The organism is Hyphomonas sp., from assembly GCF_036964145.1.
Taxonomy (GTDB): Bacteria; Pseudomonadota; Alphaproteobacteria; order Caulobacterales; family Hyphomonadaceae; genus Hyphomonas.
In genome coordinates this window covers 945810-960241 of record NZ_JBALUC010000001.1, presented here as the reverse complement: position 1 = coordinate 960241, position 14432 = coordinate 945810, and the positions used below count along the sequence as shown (strand labels likewise).

The window sequence follows — 14432 nt, the reverse complement described above, 5'->3', positions numbered from 1 at the left end:
CTTTTTGTTTGCCCGGCAGATTGGTGAGGGCTAGGCCAGCGTCTTGCGCAGGGCGGTGGCCCAGCCCTGGCGGAGCCGGGCGGAGGCGGTCTTTTCCATCTTGGGCTCGAAGCGTGTGCCCGGCACGGTGCGGCGAGCCCAGTCATCGGCGTCCAGCCAGCCGAGCTGCATGGCCGCCAGCGCGGCAGCGCCGAGCGCCGTCATTTCGCGATAGTCTGGCCGCAGGATCGGGCGCTCGCAAATATCGGCGATGAATTGCATCAGCCAGTCATTTGCCACCATGCCCCCATCGACGCGCAATTCCTTGATGGCAACGCCGTCTGCCTCGAATGCATCGAGCAGGTCACGTGTCTGGTAAGCTACCGATTCCAGACCTGCGCGCACGAGATGTTCTGCCTTGGTCGCGCGGGTGATGCCCGTGATCGTACCGCGCGCATCAGCCGCCCAATGCGGCGCGCCGAGCCCGGTGAAGGCCGGCACGATATAGACCCCGCCATTGCCCTTGAGGCCGGCAGCGACTTCCGCGCTTTCCGCCGCATCCTCGATCAGCCGCAGGTCATCGCGCAGCCATTGCACGATCGTGCCGGCATTGAAGATGGAGCCTTCCAGCGCCATCGCGCCCCTGCCCGCTGCCTCATACCCGACCGTGCCGAGCAAGCGATTGGCCGAGTCCGGACGGTCACTGCCGCAATTGGCGACGAGGAACGCCCCGGTGCCATAAGTGATCTTGGCCGTGCCGGGCTCCAGGCAGGCCTGGCCCACAAGCGCCGATTGCTGGTCGCCCGCCGCGGACAGGATCGGCAGCGCCTTGCCGAAAAGGCTTGCCTCGCTCGTGCCGAAATCGTCCGCATTCTGCCGAATCTCCGGCAGCATGCTTTTCGGCACGCCCAGCAGCGCGCACATTTTCTCGCTCCAGCCGCCATCCTCTCCAAGGCCCAACCGATAGAGCAAGGTCCGCGAGGCATTGGTCACATCGGTGACGTGTGAGGCCCCGCCCGTCAGCTTCCAGATCAGGAAGCTCTCGATGGTGCCGAAGGCCAGTTCGCCAGCCTCGGCCCGCGCCTTTGCGCCCTCCACATTCTCCAGGACCCAGCCAATCTTGGTGCCGGAGAAATAGGGATCGATCAGCAGGCCGGTTTCGTCCTGAACCGACGCCTCATGCCCCGCCTTCCTCAGGCGCTCACAGGTTTCGGCCGTGCGCCGGTCCTGCCAGATGATGGCCGGGGCAATCGGCTTGCCGGTCGCCCTGTCCCAGACCAGCGTCGTCTCGCGCTGATTGGTGATGCCGATGCCGGCGATCCGGTCCACACCGCCCGCCTGCTCAATGGCGGCGCGGCAAACCTCGACCGTCTTGTCCCAGATCTCCTCACCATCCTGCTCGACCCAGCCATCATTCGGATAGGCCAGCGGCACTTCTTTCTGCGCCAGCGCCACCTGGTTCAGCTCGCGGTCGAACACGATCGCCCGCGTGGATGTGGTGCCCTCATCAATGACGAGAATATAGTCGCCCATGTCGCCTGCCCTTCAATGTTTCGGGCAGGATGGACCGGCGCGAGGCGGAACGTCAACGCGCCGTGCGCTGCGCCCCGCGATCCCCGAACCACCAGAGCGTTGCCGCCGTCGCAGCGAAGGTGGCCGTTTCCACGATCTTGACCTGTTCGGCCTCCGGCGACGCCACAAAGACCAACCAGGTGATGAGCCAGAGCAACAGGGTGAGCACGGGCCGGGTCAGCGCCCGCACCGCATTCACCCATGCGTAGCTGGCCCCAATCGCCGCCTCGGCCTGCAGGGAGGCGGCGAGCCCTGCCCAGCTGCCGCTCGTCTCGGCGAGCCGCTCCGCCGCGTCGCTCTCTTCGCGCTGGGCCTGTCTCTGCAAGCCGATCAGTTCTGCCTCATGCTGCCAGCGCGCGCGCTCATGCGCCTGTGACTGACGCTGCTCGAAATAGCCCGCCGCCCGGCCGATCACCGTGCCGAGCAGGCCGAAGACGCCGCCCCCGGCTGCGCTCGCCGCCAATCCGACTATGTCTGCCATAGCGCGCGGCTCCTTTTATAATACCACCGGGCCGGGCTGGCCCGCCGGTCGAGATGAAGGAAAGTCCGGCCGAGCCCGATGCCGGTAAAGCCCAGCAGTTCCGCCGCTGCCAGCAAGGCGAACCGGTCATGGCCGTTCAGGGCGAGATCGACCGCGATCTGCCTGTGCATGGAATGCTCAGCGCCGCCAATTTCGGCATTCCAACGGTCACAGCGATGCCCGGAATTGACGATCAGCGGCCGCCCTACCGCCGCCCTCAGGGATTCCAGCGCATCCAGAAAGTCCGGATCGTGCCAGTAAGCGCCATCGCAGAATTTGCCGCCACACTTACAGGCGAGTTCTCGCGGCGAGAAATGCGGCCAGCGCCAGCCACGCGTGTCGAACAGGGAAACAGATCGTATCAGCATGCCCCAAGGCTGACACGCCTCCGGCCCTGTCGGATTCGGATCGGCGCTCAAAAGAAAATACCCCTGAAATCACGGGGACTTCAGGGGCATTATCAAACTTTCAGTCGGGGAGAAGCCCAGCCTATTCCGCCGCGACCGGGGCCACACCAAAGGCTTGGCGCTTGGCGAGCGCTGCACGGGCCTCGTCATATTCACGGGCCAGCTTGTCCACGAATTCCGCCGTCAACATGCGCTTCTCGATAGCGCCAATGCCCTGGCCACAGCCCCAGATGTCTTTCCAGGCCTTGGCTTCCTGATTACCGCCGGAGCCGAAATTCATCGCGCTCGGGTCGCTTTCGGGCAAGCTGTTCGGGTCGAGTCCGGCCTTCGCAATCGACGGTGCGAGATAATTGCCGTGAACGCCGGTGAACAGGTTTGAATAGACAATGTCGCCCGCCTTGGAGTCGACGATCATGTCCTTGTAGCCATCGACCGCATTGGCCTCGTCACAGGAGATGAAGGCCGAGCCGATATAGGCGAGGTCGGCGCCGAGCGCCTGCGCCGCCGCAATCGCGCCACCATTGGCGATGGAGCCGGACAGGGCCAGCGGGCCGTCGAAGAACTGGCGAATCTCCTGGATCAGCGCGAAAGGCGACAGCGTGCCGGCATGGCCGCCCGCGCCGGTGCACACCGCGATCAGGCCATCCGCGCCTTTTTCCAGTGCCTTGTGCGCGAAGACGACATTGATGATGTCGTGCAGCACGATGCCACCATAGGAATGGATCGCATCATTCACTTCCTGGCGCGCGCCGAGCGAGGTGATCACGATCGGCACCTTGTGCTTCACGCACATGTCCACATCGTGATCGAGGCGGTTGTTGGTCTTGTGGACGATCTGGTTGACGGCAAAAGGCGCGGCCTTGCGGTCCGGGTTCTTCTCATCCCATTCGGCCAGTTCGGTCGTGATCCTGTCCAGCCACTCATCCAGCACCGGGCCAGGCCGCGCGTTCAGCGCCGGGAAGCTGCCGACGACGCCGGCCTTGCACTGGGCGATCACGAGATCCGGATTGGAGATGATGAAGAGCGGCGATCCGATGACCGGGAGACGCAGATTTTGAAGAATGGGGGGCAGTGCCATGAGAAATTACCTCAAACGGAAAAGGATGCAGTTTACGTAAACGGAAACTAGCGATTGATCCATGTTGGGCAAGGCGTGACGTTGCGGACACCTCTTGCCCTGAACTGTGGTTCAGGCCAGACTGACGCGCATCCACTATAGTTACAAAATAAAACGTCCGAGGGAGAAAACGGAATGCGAAAAACCAGCCTGATGAATGGTAGCGCTATCATACTTGCCGCTGCTCTGGCCGCCTGCTCTGGCGATGCGCCAACGACGAGCGCCGAGACAGAAGTCGCCGCGCCGCCGGTCGAAACTGCTGAGGCTGAGCCAACGGGGTCGAAGTATTTGAACGAGCCGCTGGTCAGCGAGATCTTCACCGCGGACCCGAGCGTCCATGTCTGGGAGGATGGCCGCATCTATGTCTATCCGAGCCATGATTATGATGCCGGCATTCCCGAAGACGATCTCGGCAGCCAGTATGCCATGCGCGACTATATTGTCCTGTCCATGGACGAAGTCGGCGGTGAGGTGACCATTCATGACGTCGCGCTGGACGTCGATGATGTAGCCTGGGCCGCCCAGCAGATGTGGGCCCCGGACGCCGCCCACAAGGATGGCAAATACTATCTCTATTTCCCGGCCAAGGATGCTGACGGCGTCTTCCATATCGGCGCGGCCGTCTCCGACAGCCCGACCGGCCCGTTCACGGCAGAGCCCGATCCGATTGAAGGCTCCTTCTCCATGGACCCGACCGTCTATGAAGACACTGACGGCGAATACTATATGTATTTCGGCGGCATCTGGGGCGGCCAGCTCCAGCGTTGGGCGACCGGCGAATATGATGCTGACCCGAACCTCAACACGGACCTCGTCAATGATGACCCGCTAACGGGCGACGATGAAGCCGGCCAGCCGGACGATATCGCGCTGATGCCGAAGATCGCCAAAATGGGCGACGACATGGTTTCCTTCGCCGAGACACCGAAGGATGTGATGATCCTCGACGAGAATGGCGAGCCCATCAAAGCCAAGGATCATGACCGCCGCTTCTTCGAAGCCGCCTGGGTCAACAAGATCGACGACACCTACTACCTGTCCTATTCAACGGGCGACACGCATCTGATTGTCTACGCCACAGGCGACAATCCGTACGGCCCGTTCACTTATCAGGGCGTCCTCAACCTGCCGGTCGAAGGCTGGACCAACCACCACTCGATCTTCGAGCATGATGGCAAATACTATCTCGCCTATCATGACGTTCAGCTGTCCGGGAAAAGCCACCTTCGCAATGTGAAGATCACCGAACTCACGCTGAATGACGACGGCACGATCGACCCCATCGATCCGATGCCGGGCGAGTAACCGCGTCCCATCTCCTCAATGAAAAGCCGGTGCAGATTCCTCTGCACTGGCTTTTTGTTAGCGCGGAAAGAATTTCCGGCTGGCCGAGGATCCCTCATCCCCCAACCAGCCGGTCCTGCATCATTGCCAGCCAGCTTTGCTGGCGATGAAGCATGGATACGATGTCTTCCGAATCGCCGTCCTCGATGAGGCGGTCCATCCAGAAGCCCAGAATACGCGTGTGCGTTTCCATCCAGTCCCTCAGCGCTTCGTGCCGCATTCCCTCAGCCAGTTCGGACTGGGCGGCGGCCTGAAACTTCAAGAGCTTGGCGGACATGACTCACTCCTTGAATTGCGAATTATTCTCATTCTCATGCCATATTCGGAGAGAGTCAAGCGACCAAACGTCCCTGACCTTCAGTCAGCAGTTCACAAGGCCACCCGTATCAGACTAAATCCCCCGCATGGCAGATGATCTCCTTCCGCTGAGCAGCGGGTTTCCCGACGCGACCGAAGCCGAATGGCTCGCAAGCGTCGACAAGGTCCTGAAGGGCCGCGGCATAGATTCGATCACACGCAAGACCGTGGACGGGCTGGCGATTCACCCGCTCTATCGGGAAAGCGACTTTGCGGCTGCAACCGACCCGCTCGGCACGCCGGGCAAGGCGCCCTATCTGCGCGGGGCCACAGCCGCGCCGGATCGGTTCAAACCGTGGGACATCCGCCAGGCCTTTGCGCATCCCTCGCCTGAGGTGACGAATGAAGAGCTGCTGCGCGATCTTGAGCGCGGCGTGATGTCCGTCGAACTCAAACTCGACTGCACGGGCCAGCACGGCATCCAGATCTCGACGCTGGACGATCTGCGCACCGCGCTGCAAGGCCTGCGCGCCGACATCGCCACCATCGCGCTAGATCATGGCGCGGGCTCGGGTGTGACAGCCGCGACGCTGCTTGGCCTGTGGGGACAGGAGCAAGATACGCCCACAAGCCTGAAATTCGATTTCAACATGGACCCGCTCGGCTGCCTTGCGCGCACCGGCAATCTGAAGGGCGGCCTGAATGCCGCCTTTGCGCGCCTGTCTGCGGCGGCGACCAGCCTTGGCGAAGCCTATCCCGAAGCGGGGCTGGTCCGCATTGATGCGCGCATGGTGCATGAGACTGGCGGTTCCGATGCACAGGAACTGGCCGCGCTGATCGCCAGCGCCGTGGACACGCTGCGCCGACTGGACAACCGGACAGACATTTCCGCCCTCATTCCACGCATGAGTTTTGCCCTCGCGCTGGATGGCAATTACGGGCTCGGCGTGGCGAAGCTGCGCGCGGCCCGGCGTCTCTGGACGCGCATTCTGGATGCCATGGATCATCAGGCCGTCCCAATGCGGTTGCAGGCCGTTTCATCCGCTCGCATTCTGTCCCGCTATGACGCGTGGACCAACATGCTGCGCAATACGGCGGCCGCCTTTGCAGGAGCCGTCGGCGGCGCAGACATCATGACCATCCGCCCCTTCAACGAGGCACTCGGCATTCCGGAAGAGCTGGGCCGGCGCATCGCGCGCAACACCCAGATCATCGCGATGGAAGAAAGCCAACTCGGCCGCGTGGCCGACCCGACTGGCGGCGCCTGGTTCACCGAGACCTTCGCCGACGACCTCGCCGAAGCGGCGTGGAAAGAGTTCCAGATCATCGAAGCCGAAGGCGGCTATGCCGAGGCGCTGATCTCCGGCGCGTTCCAGAAACGTATCGCGGATGTGCGCGAGGCGCGCGCCAAGGACATTGCCAGGCGCAAGGTGCCGATCACGGGGGTCAGCGAGTTCCCGCTGCTCGACGAGATCACCGCGCCCGTGGCCGACATGCCTGCGGTCACCCCGAAGGATGGCGTCTCCACGGAAGGCTTCGCCCATTTCGTGAAAGTGGACCTGCCCGGCGAGGAGAGTGACGCCACCGCAGAAGCGCTGCCGCGCATCCGGCTGGCTGAAGATTTCGAAGCCCTGCGCGACGCAGCAGATGCGGCGGCCAAGCGGCCGTCCGCTTTCCTCGCGACGCTCGGCCCGATTGCCGAGCACAATGCCCGCGCGGATTTCGCCCGCAACCTGTTTGCCGCGGGCGGCCTTGAGGCCACCCAGCCACCTGTCCCGCCGCAATCGGTCTCCGAAGCGGTTGCCGCCTTCAGGGCTTCCGGCACGCGGATCGCCTGCATCTGTGGCGCGGATGCGCGCTATGAGGACGAAGCTGCCGAGACCGCCAAGGCCCTCAAAGCCGCTGGCGCAGACCATGTCTGGCTGGCCGGCAAGTTCGAGGGCGACGGCATCGATTCCAACATCTTCATGGGCTGCGATGTGCTGCACACGCTGAAACTTGCCCACACAACCCTGGGAGTGGCCCAATGACCAATTTCCCCGACTTCACGAAACTCGATCTCGGCACACCGGACGCCAAGGCCAAATCGCCTGAGCTGGGCGAGACCTGGGAAACGCCCGAAGGCGTCGCCGTCAAATCCGCCTATACGGCGGACGACACCAAGGGCCTCGACTTCCTTGACGATTATCCGGGCCTTGCCCCGTTTGGTCGCGGGCCCTACCCGACCATGTACACGAACCAGCCCTGGACAGTTCGTCAGTATGCGGGCTTCTCGACAGCGGAAGACTCCAACGCCTTCTATCGCCGCAACCTTGCCGCCGGGCAAAAGGGCCTGTCGGTCGCCTTCGACCTCGCCACGCACCGGGGCTATGATTCCGATCATGTCCGCGTCTCCGGCGATGTCGGCATGGCGGGCGTCGCCATCGACTCCATCCTCGACATGCGCACCCTCTTCTCCGGTATTCCGCTGGACAAGATGTCGGTGTCCATGACGATGAATGGCGCGGTGCTGCCGATCCTGGCGCTCTACATTGCCGCCGCCGAGGAACAGGGCGTCACGCCGGACAAGCTGGCCGGAACGATCCAGAACGACATCCTCAAAGAGTTCATGGTGCGGAACACCTATATCTATCCGCCCAAGCCTTCGATGCGGATCATTTCGGACATTTTCGCCTACACCTCGCAGAACATGCCGAAATACAATTCGATCTCGATTTCCGGCTATCACATGCAGGAAGCGGGCGCCTCGGCAGATCTTGAACTGGCTTACACGCTCGCCGACGGTATCGAATATATCCGCGCCGGGGTCGCCGCCGGGCTGGATGTGGACGCCTTCGCGCCGCGCTTGTCCTTCTTCTGGGCCATCGGCATGAACACGTTCATGGAAGTCGCCAAGATGCGGGCTGCGCGCCTGCTCTGGGCAAAGCTCGTGAAGGAAGAGTTCAATCCGAAGAACCCGAAATCCCTCAGCCTGCGGACGCACTCGCAGACCTCCGGCTGGTCGCTGACCGCGCAGGACGTCTACAACAATGTCATCCGCACCTGCCTTGAGGCCATCGCGGCCACCGGCGGCCAGACTCAGTCGCTGCACACGAACAGCTTCGACGAGGCGCTTGCCCTGCCGACCGACTTCTCGGCCCGGATCAGCCGCAATACCCAGCTCTTCCTGCAGCAGGAAGGTGGCGCCTGCCAGACGATCGATATGTGGGGTGGCTCCTATTATGTCGAACGCCTGACGCATGACCTTGCCGAAAAGGCGCTCGCTCATATCGCCGAAGTCGAGAAGATGGGCGGCATGCGCAAGGCCATCGAGGAAGGCCTGCCCAAGCTGCGTATCGAAGAAGCCGCCGCCAACACGCAGGCGCGCATCGACAGCGGCACACAAACCGTGGTCGGCGTGAACAAGTTCCTACTGGATGAAGATGAAGACGTGCCGGTGCTGAAGGTGGACAATGCCGCCGTGCGCCGCATGCAGCTGGACAAGCTGGCCCGTCTGAAATCCGAACGCGACGAGACCGAAGTGACCGCCAAGCTGGACGCCATCGCCAAGGCCGCTGCCGGCACCGAGGGCAACCTCCTCGCGCTTGCCGTGGACGCCGCCCGCGCGAAAGCCACGGTGGGCGAAATCTCCGAAGCCGTTGAGCGCAGCCAGGGCCGCCACCAGGCCGTGATCCGCTCCATCAAGGGCGTCTATGGCGGCGGCGTGAAGGGCGACGACAAGGCTGAGGCCGCCGCGACGCTCGCCTCCGACTTCGAGAAGAAGAATGGTCGCCGTCCGAAAATCTACATCGCCAAGATGGGACAGGACGGACACGACCGCGGCCAGAAGGTCGTCGCCTCGGCGCTGATGGATCTCGGCTGGGATGTCGAGATCGGCCCGCTCTTCCAGACGCCGGAAGAAGCCGCCGCCGACGCCCGCAAGGCCGGGGTCGACATTGTTGCCGCCTCCTCGCTCGCGGCGGGACACCTCACGCTGGTGCCGGAACTGAAACGCGCGCTTGGCAATGAAGGCGCGGCGCACACCCAGATCATTGTCGGCGGTGTGATCCCGCCACAAGACTTTGACGCGCTCTACGCCGCCGGCGCCACCGCCATCTTCCCGCCGGGCACAGTGATCGCCGACAGTGCGATCAAGATGCTGGAAGTGCTGGATGGTGACGACGGCGCGAAAACGGCCGCGGAATGACCGGCCCGGCTTCCACCGCAGGCTATGCCGAGGAAGCCGCCGACCTGTTCTTGCGCTATGAGAAACGCGATCCGGCTGCGGTGCATGCGCCGTGGGCGGAGTTCATGCCGGCGCCCCCTGCGCGCATTCTCGACATTGGTGCTGGCACCGGTCGCGACGCCGGCTGGTTCGCCCGGCTAGGTCATTCCGTGCTCGCGGTCGAGCCTGTCGAGGAATTGCGCACCGGCGCGGCCAAGCTCCATCCCGAGCCTGAGATCACATGGCTGGAGGATGCCCTGCCGGACCTCACCGCCACCCGCGCGCGCGGCGAGACATTCGATATGATCCTGATGCAGGCGGTATGGATGCATATGACCGAAACCGAGCGCGCCACCGGCATGGCGCACATCGCCAGCCTGCTGAAGCCCGGCGGGCGGCTGTTCATGAGCCAGCGCCACGGGCCCATCCCGGAAGGCCGGCGCATGTTCGACATTTCCGGTGAGGAGACGATAGGCCTCGCCGGCCCGCTCGGCCTGACCAATCTGTTCCACGAACGCACCGGCTCGATCCAGGCCGAGAACATGGCCAGGGGCATCGAATGGACCAAGCTCGTCTTCGAAAAGACCTCTTGAAAGCGCGGTTGGCTCACCCCAATTATTATTGATAATCAATAATTAGGGAGCAAGAGATGATTGTAACGACCACCCCGACCCTGCAGGGCCATGAGATCACGGACTACAAGGGACTCGTCACCGGCGAGGCCATTATCGGCGCGCACATCTTCAAGGATTTGTTCGCCGGCATCCGCGACGTCGTCGGCGGACGGTCCGAAGCCTATGAGAAGACGATCCGCGAGGCGCGCGAGGTCGCAACCCGCGAAATGTGTGAAGAAGCCGCCCGGCGCGGTGGCAATGCGGTCGTCGGAGTCGACATCGACTATGAAGTCGTCGGCCAGGGCGGTTCCATGATGATGGTCTCGGTCGCCGGCACAGCGGTCGTGATCGAGCGCGACTAGGCCTTCGACTTGTGGGCCAGTGCTCCGGCATTGGCCTCCCAATTCTGGCCATCGAATTTGTTGATGGTCACGTCCAGCGTCTGCCAGTCATCCAGGCAACGCCAGGTCACAGCATAGCCATCCTGGTTTGAGCGGGGCACATAGAAACTCTTGACGCCACAAATCCTGCAGAAGCGATGCTTGGCGCCGCCCGTATTGAATGTGTATTCGGTGAGGGTCTCCGCCCCCTGAAGAAGGCGGAACCGGCTGGCCGGGACGATGACATGAATATTGCCACTCATCGCGCAGATGGAGCAATTGCAGTCCTCGACCTCGAAGGTCGGCGGCAGGTCCACCTCGAACCGAACCGCACCGCAATGGCATCCGCCCGGATGCGTCGTGAGCTCGCTCATACGACCGCTACCCCACCCATACCGGGGGCACCCGGTCGATCCACGGATCGGCGCGCTCCAGCTGCCCGGCCAGGGAAAAGAGCAGGCCTTCGCTGCCGCACCTTCCGCCGAACATCATGCCGATGGGCAGGCCCTGTGGCGCGGTTTCGGTCGGGCCTGTCCAGTGCAACGGCACGGACATGGCGGGCGCGCCCATCTGGTTGAACAAGGGGCAGAGCGGCGCAAAGCTCGCCACCGCGGCGCCCATCGCGTCGGGGTCAGCGGTCAGGGCCAGGACGCCAAGCTTCTCCGGCGGGCGGGCGATGGTCGGCGTCAGGATCAAATCGATTCCCTGCTCATCCAGGAAGTGTTCGAAGGTGATCGCCGCCGCATTGAAGAGATTGTTCGCCTTGGCGAGTTCCACCATCGGCACGGTCCGGCCCAGATTGGCCATCGAATAGGTGATCGGCTCCAGTTCGTCCTGACGCACCGGACGGCCGAGCATGGCAGAGCGCGCATCAATCATGGCGGCAATATTGGCGGAAATCGTGAACAGGGCGGCCTTGCCCAAGGCTTCGCCATCGAGTGCCGGCGCAGCCTCCACTACCGTGTGGCCGAGGCCTTCCAGCAGGCGGCCCGTCTTCTCCATGCCCTCGACCGCTTCCGGGCTCAGCTCAGTGCCATTCGGCGCTGTGCGCCAGAGCGCGATCTTCAACGGCACCGGGTCTCGCGACACGGCCTCCAGGAAGGAGCCTTCCGGCGCGGGCGCCACATAGCGGCTGCCGGTCTCGCGGCCATGTGTGGCATCCAGCAAGGCGGCATTGTCGCGCACGGTGCGGCTGACGGCGTGAACGGTGGACATGCCATTCCAGCCCTCGGTCTGGAAAGGTCCCATCGGGGTGCGTCCACGCGACGGCTTCATGCCGAACAGGCCCGTACAGGCCGCAGGGATACGGATCGAGCCGCCGCCATCACTCGCCTGCGCAAGCGGGACCACTCCCGCCGCCACAGCAGCCGACGCGCCTCCGGACGAGCCGCCGGAGGTGCGCGTCACATCCCAGGGGTTGCGGGTCTGGCCATAGAGGGTGGATTCCGTCGTCGTGGTCAGGCCGAATTCCGGGCTGGTGGTCTGGCCGAACATGACGAGCCCGGCCTTGCGATAGCGTTCCGTGAGGGTGGAATCCTGCACCGCGACATGGCCCTTCCAGCTGACCGATCCATTGGTCAGCGGCGCGCCTTTTATCATGACGCCCAGATCCTTGGTGATGAAGGGAACGCCCGCAAACGGGCCTTCTTTCGGAAGGTCCGCCAGTTGGGCTTCGGCCAGATCAGGATAGAGGGCGGAGAAACAGTTCAGCTCGCCCTGCGCCGTATTCGCGCGAGAGACCGCCTCGTCCAGCAATTCCTTTGAGGAAACCTCGCCCGTGCGGACCAGTTCCGCCAACCCCATCGCGTCAAACGCCGCATATTCCTTCATCCTGCCCTCCTGATTTGAGACCAGTCTGGTACGCGGGGGCGGAGAAGAAAACCCCTAGTCTTTCGGCGGAGGCGAATTGCGGCGATTGCGCTCGCCCCGTTCGGGCCCACGGGCCAGCAGGTCCGCCATTGCTGCGCGCTGCTCAGGCGGAAGGGCTTCCAGACGGGCGATCATGGCCGCGTGGGTAGTCGCATGTACGGATTCATCTGCTGCGCGCAGGCTTGCAAACGCCGTGCGGACACGTTCAGGATCGAATGGCTCGGCCTTCAGCGCATCCGCCAATTCAATGCGCGCCTGGTTGCGAGCATCTCGTTCGGTGCGGGATTCCCGATAGGACTCCCGCATCAGGCCGAACATGGCGCGGCGCGTTTCGGGCGCAATGTCCTGCGCAAACCGGGGACGCTCGGCCTGGCGACCGCGATCCGGAATCTGGCGCACCAGCATGCCAACAACCAGCCCCAGCAGGAGCAAATTGAACAGCAGCGACATGGTCATCCAGAAGGAGATGCGACGCGGGGATCGCGCGGGGGTGTCACTCATTGCAGCGCCTCTTCTTCCAGGTCCAGCGTATACGTATCAAACCCAAGCGACGCATAGACCGCCGCTTCGGCCTGCTCATCCTGCGTGGCGGCTGGTTGCGCCACGCTCATGCCGGCAAACAGGCCGACGGTGAGCGAGGCAAGCGCCCCGGCAGGAATCCAGACCGGCAGCTTCCAGCTGAACTTGCGCACGGGCGCAGGCTGCGGCGCCGAAGCGATCAGGGCGCTCCGCAAATGGCCCGGCGTAGCAATTTCGGGCATGCCGCCCAGCAGCGCATCCATCTGGCGCGCAGTTTCAAGGGCCGCCGCAAAGCGCTCCGGATGATCCGTCATCCGCGCACGCGCGCCAGAGCGCTCGGCATCCGGGAACATGGCAGGATCGGCCCCATAGGCCTCGATCAGGGCCAGGACCCGCGCGTCTGAAATCATCTGTCCGCTCATGATGCGGCCCTCTCCAACAGGCTGGCGCGAAGCGTGCGACGTGCACGGGCCAGCAAACTTTCCAGTGCCTCCACGCTGACATCCATGATGTCGGCCGCTTCGGCTTGAGTATGTCCCTGCAGCGCGCACAGCGTCAAAGCTGCGGCCTGGCGTTCCGGCAGGTGAGAGATGGCGTCTTCCACCGCACGGACCCGCTGGGACTGATCCAGCAATTCTGCCGGGTTCATGGCCGGATCGGTACGCTCCGGCAAAATTTCCATTGTCACTTCCCGGCGCTTGCGCAGCCGGTCGTAACAGAGATTCAGCGCGACCCGGTGCAGCCAGGTCGAGAATTTCGCGCGCGGTTCCCATCCCGGCAGCGCCTTCCAGGCGCGGAGGAAGGTTTCCTGCGTCACGTCCTCGGCCTCCGAGGCATCGCCCAGCATCCGTGTGGCGAGCGCGAGGACACCGCTGCTGTAGCGGTCGACAAGGCTGGAGATGGCAGCGGGATCGCCCGCTGCCGCTCGTGTGATCCGGTCGAGGTCTGAACTGAAAGCCAAGACAGATTGCTTAACCGAAAACGGGCCGGAGGAGTATCGTCATATCGTTGTGAGTCACTCTGATACATCACACGCATCCGGCCCAATCAGCAAGGCCGGTCTTACTCAGACCGGGGGCCATCGCCCCGCTTGTGCCAGCCGCCACGACGATCTTTCATCTTGTCGCGCATGGCGTCCATTTCTTCCTTCGTCACCGTGCCATCACCATCGGCGTCGGCCTTGTCTAAGCCCGGATGCTCCCGGCTGTTGAACTCTTCGGCGCTGATCGTGCCATTGCCGTCGGTGTCCAGCTTGGCGAACATCTGGGCCTTCATTTCGGCCATGCGCTTGGCGCGCTCGGCTTCATGATGTGCTTCCATTTCTGCTTGCGTCACCGCGCCGTCGCCATTGGCGTCGACTTCGGCAAATTTCGCAGCGCGGTGTGCATCGACTTCTTCCTTGGAAAGGTTGCCATCTCCATTGGTGTCGATTTCTGCAATCATGGCGGTCATGTCGCCGCGCGGGCCGTGATGCCCCTTACCGCGATGACCGTCACCCGGCTGGGCAATGGCGATCATTGGCAGGGCCAGGGCCGCAATGGCGGCAATCGAGGCAGTTGCGAGAGTAGTACGTTTCATTGAGAAAACTCCATTTGTTTTACTCACCCATC

General features: G+C 63.3%; 16 protein-coding genes. 5 read left to right on the top strand and 11 right to left on the bottom strand.

What is annotated here, in order from left to right; genetic code table 11:
* Window positions 1-30: 30 nt before the first annotated feature.
* The 4 genes from glpK to V7660_RS04720 all read right to left on the bottom strand — a co-directional run bounded on the left by glpK (window position 31) and on the right by V7660_RS04720 (window position 3556).
* The gene (gene glpK, locus V7660_RS04735; protein ID WP_335601973.1) at window positions 31-1512 is read right to left on the bottom strand and encodes a glycerol kinase GlpK; all 1482 of its coding nucleotides are present in this window, start codon (window positions 1510-1512) and stop codon (window positions 31-33) included.
* 52 nt (window positions 1513-1564) lie between these two features.
* Window positions 1565-2032, bottom strand: coding sequence for a hypothetical protein (locus tag V7660_RS04730; RefSeq protein WP_335601972.1), 468 nt, complete (start codon window positions 2030-2032; stop codon window positions 1565-1567).
* Window positions 2020-2439: a D-Ala-D-Ala carboxypeptidase family metallohydrolase gene (locus V7660_RS04725; RefSeq protein WP_335601971.1), complete on the bottom strand. Its 420-nt coding sequence runs from the start codon at window positions 2437-2439 to the stop codon at window positions 2020-2022. The genes V7660_RS04730 and V7660_RS04725 overlap by 13 nt, the downstream gene beginning before the upstream one ends.
* 121 nt (window positions 2440-2560) lie before the next feature.
* The gene (locus V7660_RS04720; protein ID WP_335601970.1) at window positions 2561-3556 is read right to left on the bottom strand and encodes an NAD(P)H-dependent flavin oxidoreductase; all 996 of its coding nucleotides are present in this window, start codon (window positions 3554-3556) and stop codon (window positions 2561-2563) included.
* 174 nt (window positions 3557-3730) lie between these two features.
* On the opposite strand from V7660_RS04720, the gene V7660_RS04715 reads away from it, so the two are divergent.
* Window positions 3731-4900 (top strand): glycoside hydrolase family 43 protein, encoded by a 1170-nt coding sequence (locus V7660_RS04715; RefSeq protein ID WP_335601969.1) that lies wholly within the window; start codon window positions 3731-3733, stop codon window positions 4898-4900.
* A 94-nt stretch (window positions 4901-4994) separates the two neighbouring features.
* Here V7660_RS04715 and V7660_RS04710 read toward each other — a convergent pair whose 3' ends face one another.
* Window positions 4995-5216, bottom strand: coding sequence for a hypothetical protein (locus tag V7660_RS04710; protein WP_335601968.1), 222 nt, complete (start codon window positions 5214-5216; stop codon window positions 4995-4997).
* A gap of 127 nt (window positions 5217-5343) precedes the next feature.
* Here V7660_RS04710 and V7660_RS04705 point away from each other — a divergent pair, with 127 nt between their 5' ends.
* Genes V7660_RS04705 through V7660_RS04690 form a run of 4 tightly spaced genes read left to right on the top strand, consistent with a single transcriptional unit; the run spans window position 5344 to window position 10416 of the window.
* A complete protein-coding gene (locus V7660_RS04705) occupies window positions 5344-7266 on the top strand; it encodes a methylmalonyl-CoA mutase family protein (RefSeq protein WP_335601967.1) in 1923 nt (640 codons plus the stop codon).
* Window positions 7263-9422: a methylmalonyl-CoA mutase gene (scpA, locus tag V7660_RS04700; RefSeq protein WP_335601966.1), complete on the top strand. Its 2160-nt coding sequence runs from the start codon at window positions 7263-7265 to the stop codon at window positions 9420-9422. Before V7660_RS04705 ends, scpA begins: the two co-directional genes overlap by 4 nt.
* Window positions 9419-10033 carry a class I SAM-dependent methyltransferase gene (locus tag V7660_RS04695; protein WP_335601965.1) on the top strand — a complete coding sequence of 205 codons (615 nt, stop codon included), beginning with the start codon at window positions 9419-9421 and terminating at the stop codon, window positions 10031-10033. The genes scpA and V7660_RS04695 overlap by 4 nt, the downstream gene beginning before the upstream one ends.
* A gap of 56 nt (window positions 10034-10089) precedes the next feature.
* Window positions 10090-10416 carry a heavy metal-binding domain-containing protein gene (locus tag V7660_RS04690; protein WP_335601964.1) on the top strand — a complete coding sequence of 109 codons (327 nt, stop codon included), beginning with the start codon at window positions 10090-10092 and terminating at the stop codon, window positions 10414-10416.
* On the opposite strand, the gene V7660_RS04685 is transcribed toward V7660_RS04690, so the two are convergent.
* From V7660_RS04685 to V7660_RS04660, 6 genes are all read right to left on the bottom strand, one after another.
* The gene (locus V7660_RS04685) at window positions 10413-10808 is read right to left on the bottom strand and encodes a GFA family protein (protein ID WP_335601963.1); all 396 of its coding nucleotides are present in this window, start codon (window positions 10806-10808) and stop codon (window positions 10413-10415) included. The two genes, V7660_RS04690 and V7660_RS04685, sit on opposite strands and share 4 nt — an antisense overlap.
* A 7-nt stretch (window positions 10809-10815) precedes the next feature.
* On the bottom strand, window positions 10816-12264 hold the full coding sequence (locus V7660_RS04680) for an amidase (RefSeq protein WP_335601962.1): 1449 nt from the start codon (window positions 12262-12264) through the stop codon (window positions 10816-10818).
* A 54-nt stretch (window positions 12265-12318) separates the two neighbouring features.
* Complete coding sequence (locus V7660_RS04675) at window positions 12319-12804, bottom strand: periplasmic heavy metal sensor (protein ID WP_335601961.1); 486 nt, start codon at window positions 12802-12804, stop codon at window positions 12319-12321.
* Window positions 12801-13244, bottom strand: coding sequence for a hypothetical protein (locus tag V7660_RS04670; RefSeq protein ID WP_335601960.1), 444 nt, complete (start codon window positions 13242-13244; stop codon window positions 12801-12803). Before V7660_RS04670 ends, V7660_RS04675 begins: the two co-directional genes overlap by 4 nt.
* Window positions 13241-13783: an RNA polymerase sigma factor gene (locus V7660_RS04665; RefSeq protein WP_335601959.1), complete on the bottom strand. Its 543-nt coding sequence runs from the start codon at window positions 13781-13783 to the stop codon at window positions 13241-13243. The genes V7660_RS04670 and V7660_RS04665 overlap by 4 nt, the downstream gene beginning before the upstream one ends.
* Window positions 13784-13884: 101 nt before the next feature.
* Entirely contained in the window at window positions 13885-14400 is a 516-nt protein-coding gene (locus V7660_RS04660) for an EF-hand domain-containing protein (RefSeq protein WP_335601958.1), read from the bottom strand.
* Between the last annotated feature and the right edge of the window lie 32 nt (window positions 14401-14432).